The following is a 14,099-nucleotide window of genomic DNA, read 5'->3' as shown; positions in this document are numbered from 1 at the left end:
ACTAGTGAAGCGGACGGCGCTTTGGAACTGCGAAGTTTTTTAGACCCCCGATGAGCGCCGACTACTCCACGGTCACCGATTTCGCCAGGTTGCGCGGCTGGTCGACGTCCGTCCCCATGAACACGGCGGCGTAGTAGGCTAGCATCTGGATCGGCAGCGCATAGATGATCGGCGAGATGATTTCCGGCACGTCAGGCAGGATGATCGTCTCCATCGTCTTCACGCTCACCTGAGCCGCGCCCTTGGCGTCGGTGATCAGGATGATCTTGCCGCCGCGCGCCGCCACCTCCTGCATGTTCGACACAGTCTTTTCGAAGATGCGGTCATGCGGCGCGATGACGATGACCGGCATGTTCTCGTCGATCAGCGCGATCGGCCCATGCTTCAGCTCGCCCGCGGCGTAGCCCTCGGCGTGGATGTAGGAGATTTCCTTGAGTTTCAGTGCGCCTTCCATGGCCAGCGGGAAATTGGTGTCGCGGCCGAGATAGAGCACGTCCTTGTAGCGCGAGATTTCGCGCGCGATGCGCTCGATCTGCTCCTCGAGCTTGAGCACCTGGTTGGCGTAGCGAGGCGCCTCCGAAAGAGCGCGTACCAGCGTCTTTTCCTCGTCCTTCGAGATCGTGCCGCGGGCCACGCCGGCGCGCACCGCCAGCGAGGCCAGCACCGAAAGCTGGCAGGTGAAAGCCTTGGTCGAGGCTACACCGATCTCCGGGCCGGCCAAGGTCGGCAGCACGACATCGGATTCGCGCGCCATGGTCGATTCGCGCACATTGACGATGGCGCCGATCTTCATGCCCGCCTTGCGGCAATAGCGCAGCGAGGCCAGCGTGTCGGCGGTTTCGCCGGACTGCGAAATGAAGAAGGCCGCGTCATCAGCCGATAGCGGCATTTCGCGGTAGCGGAACTCCGAGGCGACATCGATGTCGACCGGCAGCCGCGCATAGCGCTCGAACCAGTATTTGCTGATCAACCCCGCGAGATAGGCGGTGCCGCAGGCCGAGATCGCCAGCCGGCCGATCTTGGCGAAGTCGAACGGCAGCTCCAGCGGCTTCGACACGCCGGAGACGAAATCGACATAATGCGCCAGCGTGTGCGAGATCACTTCCGGCTGTTCATGGATTTCCTTTTCCATGAAATGGCGGCGGTTGCCCTTGTCGACCATGAAGCTGGTCGACAGCGATTGCTGGCGCTTGCGGGCAACCTCTTTGCCGTCGATGTCGAAAATGGTGACGCCATCGCGGCGCACCACCGCCCAGTCGCCGTCTTCGAGATAGGTGATGGAATTGGTGAACGGGGCGAGCGCAATGGCGTCGGAGCCCAGAAACATCTCGCCATCGCCGTGGCCGACGGCCAGAGGCGGACCATTGCGGGCGCCGACGATGAGGTCCTCGTCGCCGGTGAACATGATGGCCAGCGCAAAGGCGCCTTCCAGCCGCTTCAGCGCCTGATGCGCGGCCTCGATCGGCTTCAGCCCCTTGGCCAGTTCGCGCGCCACCAGATGCGCTACGACCTCGGTGTCGGTCTGCGACGAGAAGGAATAGCCGTCGCGGATCAGCTCATCGCGCAACTCGGCGAAATTCTCGATGATGCCGTTGTGAACGATGGCGACGCCGTTGGAAAAATGCGGATGGGCGTTGGTCTCGTTGGGCACGCCATGTGTGGCCCAGCGCGTGTGGCCGATGCCGATCGTGCCATCGAGCGGCTCGTCCTTCAGCCGACGTTCGAGGTTGATCAGCTTGCCTTCGGCGCGGCGGCGGCCAAGCCGGCCATGCTCGATCGTGGCGACACCGGCCGAGTCATAGCCGCGATATTCCAGCCGCTTCAGCGCATCGACGATGAGCGGCGCGACCTGGCTCTGGCCGACAATTCCGACGATACCGCACATATGCCTGCCCCCAATTCCCGCTGGAAAACCAGTCCCGATGGAAAACCAGCGCTATCTAGGGATTGCCGGCCCGCCGCGAAAGTCACTTTGCGTTTCGTCTGCTGTAACGGAACGCTTCTCAACCCGATGCACTATGACACACCGCTCTTGCAATCCGGTTACCGCAATTCCTCGGTTGTTCAATTGCTTCGGCGGTTAATGGTCGGTGCCGGCCTTTTTCTTCGCCGCTGCGGCAGACGCGAAGCGCTCGCGCAATTCCTTGCCCTTGCCGGGAATGGTCTTCTGGCGGGCGCGGCCGAAGGCCAGCGCATCGTCCGGCACGCTTTCGGTTATGACGCTACCCGAGGCGATGTAGCCGCCCTTGCCGATCGTAACCGGCGCCACCAGCGACGAGTTCGAACCGATGAAGGCGCCCTCGCCGATGTCGGTGAAAAACTTCGAGTAGCCGTCATAGTTGCAGGTAATGGTGCCGGCGCCGATATTGGCTCCCGCGCCCACACGGGCATCGCCGATATAAGTCAGATGATTGACCTTGGCGCCCTCCTCGATGACCGCCTGCTTGACCTCGCAGAAATTGCCGACCTTGGCCTTGTTGCGAAGATCGGCACCCGGCCGCAGCCGCGCGAACGGCCCGACAACGCAGTTGGAGGCAATGGTGGCGCCTTCGATGTGGCTGAAAGCGTGGATCTTGGCGCCGGTTGCAATTTTCACGCCCGGTCCGAACCAGACATTGGGCTCGACGATCGTATCGGCGCCGATTTCGGTGTCATGCGAGAAATACACGGTTTCCGGCGCGATCAGCGTTACGCCCGACCGCATGGCCTCGTAGCGCCGGCGCACCTGCCAGATGCCTTCGGCCTGCGCCAGTTCGGCTCGGTTGTTGATGCCGAGCGCACTCTCGAAGCTGGTTTCGGTGGCAACGACATCGAGCCCTTTCGCACTGGCGATCTCGACGATGTCGGTGAGATAGAACTCGCCCTTGGCGTTCTTGTTGCCAACCTGGTCGAGCAGGTCGAGCGCATGCTTGCCCGCCACCGCCATCATGCCGGCATTACAGAAGCCGATCTTCTTTTCCTCGGCGGAGCAGTCCTTCTCCTCGCGGATGGCGGTGAGCTTGCCGCCCTTTTCGATCAGCCGGCCATAGCCGGTCGGGCTGGGCGGGCGGAAGCCGATCACCACAACAGCCGCGCCATCGGCAAGCTTTTGCCGCGCGGTCACCAGGGCTTCAGCGTCGATCAGCGGCGTGTCGCCGAACATCACGAGAATATCGTCATAACCCTTTGATATCGCATCGCCCGCAGCCAGCACGGCATGCGCAGTGCCGAGCCGTTTCTCCTGCACGAAGGTCTCGGCCTTGGGCGCGAACTTCGCGGCCGCCTTGCGCATATCATCGGCGCCATGGCCGATCACCAGCGCCTGGCTGGCAGCACCGGCGGCCTCGGCCGCTTTCACCACATGGGCGACCATCGGCATTCCGGCGATCTGGTGCAGCACCTTCGGCATCGCGCTCTTCATGCGCGTGCCTTCACCGGCGGCGAGAATGACGGACAAGCAGGATCTCTGGCTCATGGAAGGACAACCGTATGAAATGGGATCAGGAATCGCAGAGTGGTAGCATCTGGTGTCATGCTGCACCAATGGGGTTAAATTCCGGTGAGGTGATAGGCAGTTCACTCTCGATCAGCGGATCGCTACCCCAGCCGGCCCAGCACCGGAAAATTCTCCAGCAGCCAGTAGGACACCGTCTGCACGCCGCCGGTGAGAAAGAACACCCCGGCGACGACCAGCAGCGCGCCGATCGCCTTTTCGACGCGACCGAGATGGACGCGGAATCTGCCGAGGAAGCGCATGAAGGCGCCGGAGAACAGTGCAGCGATCAGGAACGGAATGCCGAGGCCAAGCGAATAGGCGGCGAGCAGAAGAGCGCCCTCGCCCACCGTCTCGCGGCCGCCGGCCAAGGTCAGGATCGGCCCCAGCACCGGGCCGATGCACGGCGTCCAGCCAAAGGCGAAGGCCAGCCCCATGACATAGGCGGCGACCATGCTGGCAGGCTTGCCCTGCGACTGAAAGCGCGCCTCGCGCGACAGAAGTGGTATGCGCAGGATGCCGAGGAAATTCAGCCCCATCAGGATGATCAGCACCCCGGCCGCCATCGCCAGCGGCTCCTGCCACACGCGCAGCCAATGGCCGATGGTCGAGGCGCCAGCGCCGAGCGCCACGAACACGGTGGAGAAACCAAGTACGAAGGCGAGCGAGGAATAGATGAGCGCGCCGCGGGCGCCGGCCTTGGCCGTAACGCCGGCATCGTCACCGCGAAAATCGTCGACCGACACGCCGGCCATGTAGCAGAGATAGGGAGGCACCAGCGGCAGCACGCAAGGCGACAGGAACGAGATCGCCCCCGCTCCGACCGCGCTGACATAGCCGATGTCCAATGGCATTCCAGAACTCCAGATTCCTTGGCGCCGATATAGCGACGCAAAATCGTGTTCGCCAATCACCATCGTGTGGAATTTGGCTACAGATACGATCCGGCCGGACGAATTGTTGTCGGCCAATCCCAAGTTGACCAAGCCGGGGAAGAAATGTCCCTCGCCGAACGTTCACAGAGCGAAGCCGCGGTTTCTGCGCGCTTCGTCGGATCACCAGGGAGATTTCCATGAAAACGATCACCGTCGGCCTGGCCGCCCTTCTGCTCAGCACCGCCGCATCCTTCGCCGCCGAAGCGTGGAAGGAAGCGGAAGTCGCTGGCACCAAGATCTACACCGATGCCAACGGCATGACGCTCTATACCTATGACAAGGACGAGAAGGGCAAGACCAACTGCTATGAGAAATGCGCCACCAACTGGCCGCCGCTGAAGGCCGAGGATGGCGCCAAGGCGGACGACGAATGGACCATCGTCGAACGCACCGACGGCACCAAGATGTGGGCCTATGACGGCAAGCCGGTCTACACCTTCATCAAGGACAAGAAGGCCGGTGACATCACCGGCGACGGCGTCGGCGAAGTCTGGCACATCGTCAAGGCCGACTGATCGTCCGAGCCTCTATCCCGCACCCCATCGGCGGGACTCGGCTGGCCGCCGGCTCCAAGCGACCCGGCGGCCAGTTCGGCATTTACGGGCAGCACGAACTGGTCGCGGCGCCTTTCCCGGTGGCTCGAAACACGAACCCTCCCAGACAAAAATTTTGTGATCTTCTCCATACACTCTAAGAGTGTATTGCGGCACACGCCTCCGCATTTTGGCCGCTTGCCCTTGACCGATCGCAAAAGCGCGGCCATGTGAGCGACCAATTGAATGCGTCACGCAGCGGAATTCTTCTGCCGCCCCACAGCTGATATGAGACCTCATGGACGTCGTCGTCGTCGAATCGCCGGCCAAGGCAAAGACAATCAACAAGTATCTCGGCAAGAACTTCAAGGTTCTGGCCTCGTTCGGCCATGTCCGCGATCTGCCGGCCAAGGATGGTTCGGTGCGTCCCGACGAGGATTTCGCGATGTCCTGGGCGGTCGACACCGCGTCCGGAAAGCGTCTCACCGACATCGCCAACGCGGTCAAGGATGCCGATGGCCTGATCCTCGCCACCGATCCGGATCGCGAGGGCGAAGCCATTTCCTGGCACGTGCTGGAGGTGCTCAAGCAGAAGCGCGTGTTGAAGGACAAGCCGGTCAGCCGCGTCGTCTTCAATGCCATCACCAAGTCGTCGGTGCTGGAAGCGATGGCCAATCCGCGCCAGATCGATGCGCCATTGGTCGATGCCTATCTGGCTCGCCGCGCACTCGATTATCTCGTCGGCTTCACGCTGTCGCCGGTGCTGTGGCGCAAATTGCCGGGCGCCCGTTCCGCCGGCCGCGTCCAGTCGGTGGCGCTGCGCCTGGTCTGCGACCGCGAATCCGAAATCGAACGTTTCGTCCGCGAGGAATACTGGCAGATCGCTGCCCTCCTCGGCACGCCACGTAACGACAGCTTCGAGGCGCGGCTGACCGCGTTCGAGCGCAAGAAGCTGCAGAAGCTCGACATCGCCAGCAAGGCGCAGGCCGACGATATCAAGGGCATGCTCGAACGCGCGACCTTCAAGGCTCTGTCGGTGGAAGCCAAACCGACAAGGCGCAATCCTGGCCCGCCCTTCACCACTTCGACGCTGCAGCAGGCGGCATCGTCGGGCCTCGGCTTTTCGGCGACGCGCACCATGCAGGTGGCGCAGCGCCTCTATGAAGGCATGGAGATCGGCGGCGAGACCACCGGCCTGATCACCTATATGCGAACCGACGGCGTGCAGATGGCGCCGGAGGCGATCGACGCCGCCCGCGACACCATCGCCAAGGAATTCGGCCCAAGATACCTCCCGGAAAAGCCGCGCCAGTACACAGCCAAGGCCAAGAATGCCCAGGAAGCGCACGAGGCGGTCCGCCCGACCGATTTCATGCGCACGCCGGCTTCGGTCAGGCAGTATCTCGATTCCGACCAGCTGCGGCTTTACGAATTGATCTGGAAGCGCGCCATCGCCAGCCAGATGCAGTCGGCCGAGATCGAGCGTACCACGGTCGAAATCGAGGCGGTCAATGGCGCTCGCACCGCGGAGCTTCGCGCCGTCGGTTCCGTCGTTCGCTTCGACGGCTTCATCGCCGCCTACACCGACCAGAAGGACGACGACGCCGAAGACGAGGAAAACCGTCGTCTGCCCGAGATCCGTGCCGGCGAGCAACTGGCCCGTCAGGCGATCAATGCCACCCAGCACACCACCGAGCCGCCGCCGCGCTACTCCGAGGCGTCGCTGATCAAGAAGCTGGAAGAGCTCGGCATCGGCCGTCCGTCGACCTACACCGCGATCCTGAAGACGTTGGAAGACCGTGACTACGTCACCATCGACAAGCGCCGGCTGGTGCCGCAGGCCAAGGGCCGGCTGCTGTCGGCTTTCCTCGAAAGCTTCTTCGAGCGCTATGTCGAATATGACTTCACGGCCTCACTCGAGGAAAAGCTTGACGAGATTTCCGACGGCAAGCTCGCCTGGAAGGACGTGCTGCGTGACTTCTGGAAAGATTTTTCCGGCGCCGTCGCCGACATCAAGGAACTGCGCGTCACCGACGTGCTCGACGCGCTGAACGAGGAACTGGCGCCGCTGGTGTTCCCCGCGCGGGAGGATGGCTCGAATCCCCGCATCTGCCCAAAATGCGGCTCCGGCAATCTGTCGCTGAAACTCGGCAAGTTCGGCGCCTTCGTCGGCTGCTCCAACTATCCGGAATGTTCCTTTACCCGCCAACTCGGCGATGCCGCCAACCCGAATGGCGAGAATGGCGGCGGCGAGGACGGCACCAAGGTGCTCGGCAACGATCCCTACACGGCAGAGGAAATCACGCTGCGCTCAGGCCGCTTCGGTCCTTATATCCAGCGCGGCGACGGCAAGGAAGCCAAGCGCTCCAGCCTGCCCAAGGGCTGGACGCCCGACTCGATCGACCATGAAAAGGCCTTGGCGCTGCTGTCGCTGCCGCGCGATATCGGCAAGCATCCTGAATCCGGCAAGATGATCTCCGCCGGGCTTGGCCGCTATGGTCCATTCGTTTTGCATGATGGCACCTATGCCAATGTCGACAGCATAGAGGATGTGTTCTCGATCGGCCTCAACCGCGCTGTCACCGTGATCGCCGAGAAGCAGCTGAAGGGCAAGGGCGGCCGCAATGGCGGCACCGCGGCGGCGCTGAAGGAACTCGGCGACCATCCCGATGGCGGCGGCAAGATCGTCGTGCGCGATGGCAAATACGGGCCCTATGTCAACTACGGCAAGGTCAACGCGACACTGCCCAAGGGCAAGGATCCGCAGTCGGTGACCGTCGAGGACGCGGTGGCGCTGATTGCCGAGAAGGAAGCCAAGGGCGGCGGCAAGAAGCCGTTCCGCAAGGCGGCAGCCGCCAAGGCCCCCACAGCCAAGAAAACCACTGCCAAAACAACCACTGGCAAGAAAACCACAGCCAAGAAGTCGGCGACCAAGAAGCCGGCGGCGAAGAAAAAGGGATAGCAGAGTGGCGCGCAGGATCACCGGTAGAAGCCACGGCGATCCGCGCACCGCCGACACGAGGGCCAAGGTCAAGGACGACTACAGGCCGTCGCGTGACGAAATCCTGCGCTACATCGCCGAGAACCCCGACCGCGCGGGAAAACGCGACATCGCAAAGGCGTTTGCCTTGCGCGGCGACGACCGCATCTGGCTGAAGGACATCCTGCGCGACCTGCAGGACGAAGGCATCCTGACCAAGGAGCGCAAACGGCTGGCCCGTGTCGGCGCCTTGTCGCATGTCGCCGTACTCGACATTTTTGGCCGCGATGGCGACGGCATCCTGCTGGCGCATCCTGCCGAGCCCGTAGGCACCGGCGAACCGCCCGTCGTCTCGATCCGCGTCTCGCGCGGCGGCAATGGCCCGCAGCCGGGCATCGGCGACCGTGTGCTGGCCAAGACCTTCCCGACCGACGAGGCGACCGGGCCTGCCTATACCGGCCGCGTAATGAAGATTTTCGAGAAGCGGACAGATGCCGTGCTGGGCGTCTTCCGTATCCTGAGGGACGGCACCTTCCGAATCGAGCCGGTCGAACGTCGCCAGCCCGAACTGATCGTCGACAAGGAATTCCAGAACGGCGCCAGGAACGGCGACCTTGTCGAGGTCGAGCCGGCGCGGGCCTCCCGGTATGGTTTGCCGCGCGCAAAAGTGCTGGCGGTGCTGGGCTCGCTGACCAGCGAAAAGGCGGTCTCGATGATCGCCATCCACGCGCACGACATTCCGCATATCTTCCCGGCCGACGTCATCGCCGAATCCGAGGCGGTAAAACCGGCGACGCTTGCTCACCGCGAGGACTGGCGCGACCTGCCGCTGGTGACCATCGACCCGGCCGACGCCAAGGACCATGACGACGCCGTCTTCGCCACGCCCGACCTCGACGAGAAGAACCCCGGCGGCGTGATCGCCACGGTGGCGATCGCCGATGTTGCAGCCTATGTCCGCTATGGCACCGCACTCGATCGCGAGGCGCTGAAACGCGGCAATTCTGTCTATTTCCCCGACCGCGTCGTGCCGATGCTGCCAGAGCGCATCTCCAACGACCTGTGCTCGCTGCGCGAAGGCCAGGACCGTCCCGCGCTTGCCGTGCGCATGATTTTTGCCGCCGATGGCCGCAAGCTGCGTCACACCTTCCACCGCGTCATGATGAAATCGGCGGCAAAGCTCGCCTATCCGCAGGCTCAGGCCGCGATAGACGGCCTTCCTGACGACAAGACCGGCCCGATCCTCGATACGGTGCTGAAGCCGCTGTGGGACGCCTACGCCATCCTCAAGCGCGGCCGCGATGGCCGCCAGCCACTCGAGCTTGATCTGCCCGAGCGCAAGATCCTGCTCAAGCCGGACGGCACCGTCGACCGCGTCGTCGTCCCGGAGCGGCTCGACGCCCACAAGCTGATCGAAGAATTCATGATCCAGGCCAATGTCGCCGCCGCCGAAACGCTGGAAGCGAAGAAGCAGGCGCTGGTCTACCGCGTCCACGATGCGCCGTCGCTGGCCAAGCAGGAATCGCTGCGCGAGTTCCTGCAGACGCTCGGCCTGTCGCTGGCGCGTGGCGCGCAGATGCGGCCCGCCCAGTTCAACGGCATTCTCGAGCGCGTGCGTGGCGCCGACAATGAGGGGCTGGTCAACGAAGTGGTGCTGCGCTCGCAGAGTCAGGCCGAATATTCGCCCAAGAACATCGGCCATTTCGGCCTCAACCTGAAGCGCTACGCGCATTTCACCTCGCCGATCCGCCGCTATGCCGATCTGATCGTGCATCGCGGGCTGATTGCCGCACTTGGGCTCGGCCCTGGCGGGCTGACGCAGGACGAAGAGACGCGGCTGGAAGACGTCGCGGTGCTGATCTCCGGCACCGAGCGCCGCGCCATGGCGGCCGAGCGCGACACCGTCGACCGGCTGATCGCTGCCTACCTCGCCGAGCGCATCGACGACCGCTTCGACGCCCGCATTTCGGGCGTCACCAAATCGGGACTATTTGTCCAATTGCCGCAGTTTGGCGCAGATGGCTTCATCCCGGTGTCAAGTCTGGATGGCGATTACTATATATATGACGAAACCGCGCGATCGCTGTTCGGAGAACGCACCGGCAAGGGCTATCAGCTTGCCGACCGCGTCGAGGTTCGCCTGATCGAGGTGGCGCCTATGGCCGGCGCGATGCGTTTCGAGATGCTGACCGACCCGAAGCCCCTGCCCGGCTCCAAACGGTCGTTTCACAAGGCAAAAGGCCGCGCCCGCGCGTCGCAATCGCGCCCGGGGTCGCGCGGCAGGAGACGATAATGGCAAGCGAAATGGGAATCCAGAAGCAGGTTTTCGGCGGCGAACATCATTCGGGCCGAGTCGCCCGCCCGCTGTGGACGGCGATGAAGCGCGGCGCCCTTGGCCGCTGCCCGCATTGCGGCGAAGGCAGGTTGTTCGCCGGCTTCACCAAAAGCGTCGACAAATGCGCCGTGTGCGGTGAGGAGTTCCACCACCACCGCGCCGACGACCTGCCCGCTTATCTCGTCATCGTCATTGTCGGCCACATCGTTCTCGGCGCCTTCATGGGCGTCGAGGCGACCTCGACGCTCTCCATGTGGCAGCACATCGCCATTTGGGTGCCGCTGACCATCGTGTTGTCGGTCGCTCTGCTGCAACCGGTCAAGGGCGCCGTCATCGGACTGCAATGGGCGCTCTATATGCACGGCTTCGGCGGCGAAAAAGACGGCACCGAGCCGCATCCCGGAACCTAGTTTGCGTCAGGGCAATGTCGCCTGGCGCAACATGCCGACCGTGAAAGGCCACTTTCGTTTGCCAGAAGTTTCCGCTAGGTCCTGCGCATGGAAGGTATGACCAAGGCGGAAGTCAGCAGGATGGACCGTGGCGCAGCCGCCCACAGCGGCCTGCCCATACGCCCGCGCGATGCCGCCACCCTGATCCTGCTCGACCGCGAGGGCGGTGAGATTCTGGTGCTGATGGGCCGGCGCCACGCAGGCCACGCCTTCATGCCCGGCAAGTTCGTCTTTCCCGGCGGCCGCACCGATTCGGCCGACAGCCGCATTGCCGTTGCCACCCCATTGCTCCCGGAGGAGGAAGCCAGGCTGACCGCCGGCGTCGGCCGCATCAGCCCGTCGCGGGCCCGTGCCATCGCGCTCTCGGCCATCCGCGAGACTTATGAGGAAGCCGGCCTGCTCATCGGCAGCAAAGGCTCTTTCGCAACCGACAAACGCGACTGGCAGGGCTTTGTCGAGCACGGCGTCCAGCCTTCGCTGGCGCCGCTGCGCTTCATCGCCCGCGCCATCACCCCGCCCAATCGCGTGCGTCGTTTCGACACCCGCTTCTTCAGCGCCTGGCGCAGCGATGTCGCCGTGGAACTGCCGGGTGGCGGCCCGACCAATGAGCTGGAAGAACTGGTCTGGCTGCCGCTTGCCAAGGCCAGAGAGGCCGATATCCCCGACATCACCCGAACGATCTTGCAGGAGCTGGAGACGCGGCTTGCCGGCGATCCGCGCCTGCGACCCGGTGGGTCCGTGCCGTTCTACCGGCTTGTCCGCAACCGCTTCGTTCGCGAAATTCTTTAGAGCAATTCCAGGAAAAGTGTGACGCGGTTTTCCGTCCGGAATTACGCAATATCAAACAAACAGAGTATTCAGGCATCACATGACGGTCGATACCCAGCAAGAGGGCGACGAGCGCGTACATTGGCTACCTATGATCGCCGCGATCTCCTCGATCAGCGTCGTCGGCATCGCCATAGGCCTCGGCATGCCGCTGCTCAGCGTTATTCTCGAGAGCCGCGGCCACTCGGCATCGATGATCGGCCTCAACACCGCGGTCGCCGGCCTCGCCTCGATCGCCGGCGCCCCGTTGGCCACGCCGCTGGCGATGCGCTTCGGCGTCGCCTGGACGATGATCGCCATGATCGCCGCCGGCGCGCTCGCCTTTGTCGGCTTCCACTTCGCCCCGGACTTCTGGATGTGGTTCCCACTACGCGTCGTGCTGCACATCGCGCTGACGGTGCTGTTCATCCTGTCGGAATTCTGGATCAGCACCTCGGCGCCGCCGCGCCGGCGCGGCCTGGTGCTCGGCATCTACGCCACAGTGCTGTCGCTCGGCTTCGCCGCCGGGCCATGGATCTTCGCCCATATCGGCAGCACCGGCTTCTTGCCGTTTGGCGTCATCATCGTCCTGGTCGCGCTGGCCGCAATCCCGGTGCTGGCCGCACGGAATGAAAGTCCCACAATCGTGGTTGACGGCGAAACCAGCAACTTCCTGCGCTACATCTGGCTGGTGCCGACAGCGACCGCCGCCGTGCTGGTGTTCGGCGCCGTCGAGACCGGCGGCTTTGCGCTGTTCCCCGTCTATGGCAACCGCATCGGCTATTCCGAGGCGGATGCAGCCCTCCTGCTCACCATGATCGGCCTCGGCAACGTGCTGTTGCAGATCCCTATCGGCATGATCAGCGACCGCGTCTCAGACCGCCGCTATCTGCTTTTGGCCTGCGCCACGGTCGGACTTGCCGGCACCATCTTCATGCCGTTCTTCGCCGGCAATTGGCACCTGATGGCGGCGCTTCTGTTCGTCTGGGGCGGCGTGGTGGCCGCCATGTACACGATCGGCCTTGCCCATCTGGGCTCGCAGCTCTCCGGCCACGAACTGGCCTCGGCCAACGCCGCCTTCGTGCTCTGCTACGGCGTCGGCATGGTGCTTGGCCCGCAGGCGATCGGCATCGGCATGGATGCCTTCGGGCCCTCCGGCTTCGGCTGGTCGCTCGGCCTGTTCTTTGCCGCCTATATCGTCTTGGTCAGCGCCAGGCTGGTCCGCAAGATCTGGTAGCCTGTCCGTCGCCAGTCTGCGCAATCCTGACGGGATGTCGCCGCTGCTGACAGAACCGTGTCAGGAGACCTCAGCTAAAAGGGTGTCCCAAAAAACCCGAGTTTGAGGATACGGCGATGATCGACAGCGGCTTTGAAACCACATCTCTGCGCATGACGCTTCTGCTGCTTGTCAGCTTCCAGGCCCCGGCAGCCGATGTCGACCGCATCATGGACGCCGTGGTCGCGATCGCGCCGCTGGCAATGGGCAAATACGACCGCAACGCCGATCAAACCGCGCACGGCATCGAACGCTACCGACCGCTGGAAGGTGCAGCCGCCGGCGTCGAAACCGAACTGCGCCGCCGCCCCGGCACCGTCGAGGTCTCGTTCGAGTTGCCCGACGACCAGGCGCTCGTCGCCCGCGTCGTCGAGGCAATTTTCCAGGCGCATTCCTACCAGGAGCCGGTGATCCGCATCCAGCCAATCCTCGCCAGCCGCTCCAAGGGCCTGGACGACCGCGCCAATCCGAATCGCTGGTGGAACACCACCGGGGACTGGAAGAAAGCGCTTCCAGTTAAGGAAGAAGCCTAGAAATCCGGCCCCGCTGAGGGCGAGCAACAGCGACCTTACCTTCTCTCCTTGTGGGGTGAGAAGCGGCCTCGTAGCGGACGAAAAGCCAATTGCTTGGCTTTTCAAGATTCGAACGCCCTGAGCCTCAGCCTCCATCGAGCCGGTGATAAAACCGGACAACTCATGTGCTACCTAATCCGGACAACTCATGTGCTTACGACACGGCCGCCGAGCCGGGCTTGACTTTCCGGGCACGTTCTTTATGTGTCGCGCCAAGTTTCCCGCGTCCGGGTGTTTTCCCCCGCTCCAGCGGCCAGAACCCCACGAACATAACGGACTGATACAATGGCCAAAGCCGCAAACATCAAGATCAAGCTTCTGTCGACCGCCGACACCGGTTTCTTCTACGTGACCAGCAAGAACAGCCGTACCAAGACCGACAAGCTGTCGTTCCGCAAATACGACCCGGTCGCCAAGAAGCATGTCGAGTTCAAGGAAACCAAGATCAAGTAATCTGGTTTTCATACGCTCTGTCAAAAGCGCCGCCCCTTCGGGCGGCGTTTTTGATTCAAGGCCCCGAAAGCCAGAACCCTCCGCTGTTTGGCGCGAAGTGCTCATCTCATTTTTTGGTAAAAAAGGGGGCCGGTCGGCGTATGGCAGCGGTACGAGGAGGCCACTATGTGCCAGCGCCGGCCGGCCGACCCCACGGACCCAGGAGATGCGGCGGACCTGAGCATCATGGGGTATTCGGCGAAGCGATGCGGCTGTCTACCCTCGTGCCCGCATCGCCCTTGTTCTTG

The 14,099-nt window shown here is 63.4% G+C and carries 11 protein-coding genes; 8 read left to right on the top strand and 3 right to left on the bottom strand.

Annotated features, from left to right (window positions below; genetic code table 11):
* Nucleotides 1-61: 61 nt before the first annotated feature.
* The 3 genes from glmS to NKJ77_RS17740 all read right to left on the bottom strand — a co-directional run bounded on the left by glmS (nt 62) and on the right by NKJ77_RS17740 (nt 4,326).
* Nucleotides 62-1,885 carry a glutamine--fructose-6-phosphate transaminase (isomerizing) gene (gene glmS / locus NKJ77_RS17750; RefSeq protein ID WP_023681564.1) on the bottom strand — a complete coding sequence of 608 codons (1,824 nt, stop codon included), beginning with the start codon at nt 1,883-1,885 and terminating at the stop codon, nt 62-64.
* A gap of 195 nt (nt 1,886-2,080) precedes the next feature.
* Nucleotides 2,081-3,454 carry a bifunctional UDP-N-acetylglucosamine diphosphorylase/glucosamine-1-phosphate N-acetyltransferase GlmU gene (gene glmU / locus NKJ77_RS17745; RefSeq protein WP_023830662.1) on the bottom strand — a complete coding sequence of 458 codons (1,374 nt, stop codon included), beginning with the start codon at nt 3,452-3,454 and terminating at the stop codon, nt 2,081-2,083.
* A 122-nt stretch (nt 3,455-3,576) separates the two neighbouring features.
* Nucleotides 3,577-4,326 carry a cytochrome c biogenesis CcdA family protein gene (locus NKJ77_RS17740; protein WP_023710621.1) on the bottom strand — a complete coding sequence of 250 codons (750 nt, stop codon included), beginning with the start codon at nt 4,324-4,326 and terminating at the stop codon, nt 3,577-3,579.
* Between the two features lie 218 nt (nt 4,327-4,544).
* On the opposite strand from NKJ77_RS17740, the gene NKJ77_RS17735 reads away from it, so the two are divergent.
* The 8 genes from NKJ77_RS17735 (at nt 4,545) to rpmG (ending at nt 13,812) form a co-directional block, all read left to right on the top strand.
* Complete coding sequence (locus NKJ77_RS17735) at nt 4,545-4,922, top strand: COG4315 family predicted lipoprotein (RefSeq protein ID WP_023830661.1); 378 nt, start codon at nt 4,545-4,547, stop codon at nt 4,920-4,922.
* A gap of 316 nt (nt 4,923-5,238) precedes the next feature.
* Nucleotides 5,239-7,902 (top strand): type I DNA topoisomerase, encoded by a 2,664-nt coding sequence (gene topA, locus NKJ77_RS17730; RefSeq protein ID WP_023830660.1) that lies wholly within the window; start codon nt 5,239-5,241, stop codon nt 7,900-7,902.
* Nucleotides 7,903-7,906: 4 nt separating this feature from the next.
* A complete protein-coding gene (rnr, locus tag NKJ77_RS17725; protein ID WP_023830659.1) occupies nt 7,907-10,213 on the top strand; it encodes a ribonuclease R in 2,307 nt (768 codons plus the stop codon).
* Nucleotides 10,213-10,665, top strand: coding sequence for a DUF983 domain-containing protein (locus NKJ77_RS17720; protein ID WP_031194788.1), 453 nt, complete (start codon nt 10,213-10,215; stop codon nt 10,663-10,665). Before rnr ends, NKJ77_RS17720 begins: the two co-directional genes overlap by 1 nt.
* Nucleotides 10,666-10,752: 87 nt before the next feature.
* Nucleotides 10,753-11,493 (top strand): NUDIX hydrolase, encoded by a 741-nt coding sequence (locus NKJ77_RS17715; RefSeq protein ID WP_023830658.1) that lies wholly within the window; start codon nt 10,753-10,755, stop codon nt 11,491-11,493.
* A 79-nt stretch (nt 11,494-11,572) separates the two neighbouring features.
* On the top strand, nt 11,573-12,748 hold the full coding sequence (locus NKJ77_RS17710) for an MFS transporter (protein WP_023830657.1): 1,176 nt from the start codon (nt 11,573-11,575) through the stop codon (nt 12,746-12,748).
* 116 nt (nt 12,749-12,864) lie between these two features.
* Nucleotides 12,865-13,320, top strand: coding sequence for a YqfO family protein (locus tag NKJ77_RS17705; RefSeq protein WP_023830656.1), 456 nt, complete (start codon nt 12,865-12,867; stop codon nt 13,318-13,320).
* Nucleotides 13,321-13,644: 324 nt separating this feature from the next.
* A complete protein-coding gene (gene rpmG, locus NKJ77_RS17700; protein ID WP_006201775.1) occupies nt 13,645-13,812 on the top strand; it encodes a 50S ribosomal protein L33 in 168 nt (55 codons plus the stop codon).
* Nucleotides 13,813-14,099 lie beyond the last annotated feature (287 nt).

It is taken from the genome of Mesorhizobium sp. M0052, from assembly GCF_040323255.1.
GTDB lineage: Bacteria > Pseudomonadota > Alphaproteobacteria > Rhizobiales > Rhizobiaceae > Mesorhizobium.
This window is presented reverse-complemented; position numbering and strand designations above follow the sequence as displayed.

Coding starts and splice junctions, on each gene's coding strand:
- glmS (WP_023681564.1), bottom strand. CDS start 1,885: ATGTGCGGTATCGTCGGAATTGTCGGCCAGAGCCAGGTCGCGCCGCTC.
- glmU (WP_023830662.1), bottom strand. CDS start 3,454: ATGAGCCAGAGATCCTGCTTGTCCGTCATTCTCGCCGCCGGTGAAGGC.
- NKJ77_RS17740 (WP_023710621.1), bottom strand. CDS start 4,326: ATGCCATTGGACATCGGCTATGTCAGCGCGGTCGGAGCGGGGGCGATC.
- NKJ77_RS17735 (WP_023830661.1), top strand. CDS start 4,545: ATGAAAACGATCACCGTCGGCCTGGCCGCCCTTCTGCTCAGCACCGCC.
- topA (WP_023830660.1), top strand. CDS start 5,239: ATGGACGTCGTCGTCGTCGAATCGCCGGCCAAGGCAAAGACAATCAAC.
- NKJ77_RS17720 (WP_031194788.1), top strand. CDS start 10,213: ATGGCAAGCGAAATGGGAATCCAGAAGCAGGTTTTCGGCGGCGAACAT.
- NKJ77_RS17715 (WP_023830658.1), top strand. CDS start 10,753: ATGGAAGGTATGACCAAGGCGGAAGTCAGCAGGATGGACCGTGGCGCA.
- NKJ77_RS17710 (WP_023830657.1), top strand. CDS start 11,573: ATGACGGTCGATACCCAGCAAGAGGGCGACGAGCGCGTACATTGGCTA.
- NKJ77_RS17705 (WP_023830656.1), top strand. CDS start 12,865: ATGATCGACAGCGGCTTTGAAACCACATCTCTGCGCATGACGCTTCTG.
- rpmG (WP_006201775.1), top strand. CDS start 13,645: ATGGCCAAAGCCGCAAACATCAAGATCAAGCTTCTGTCGACCGCCGAC.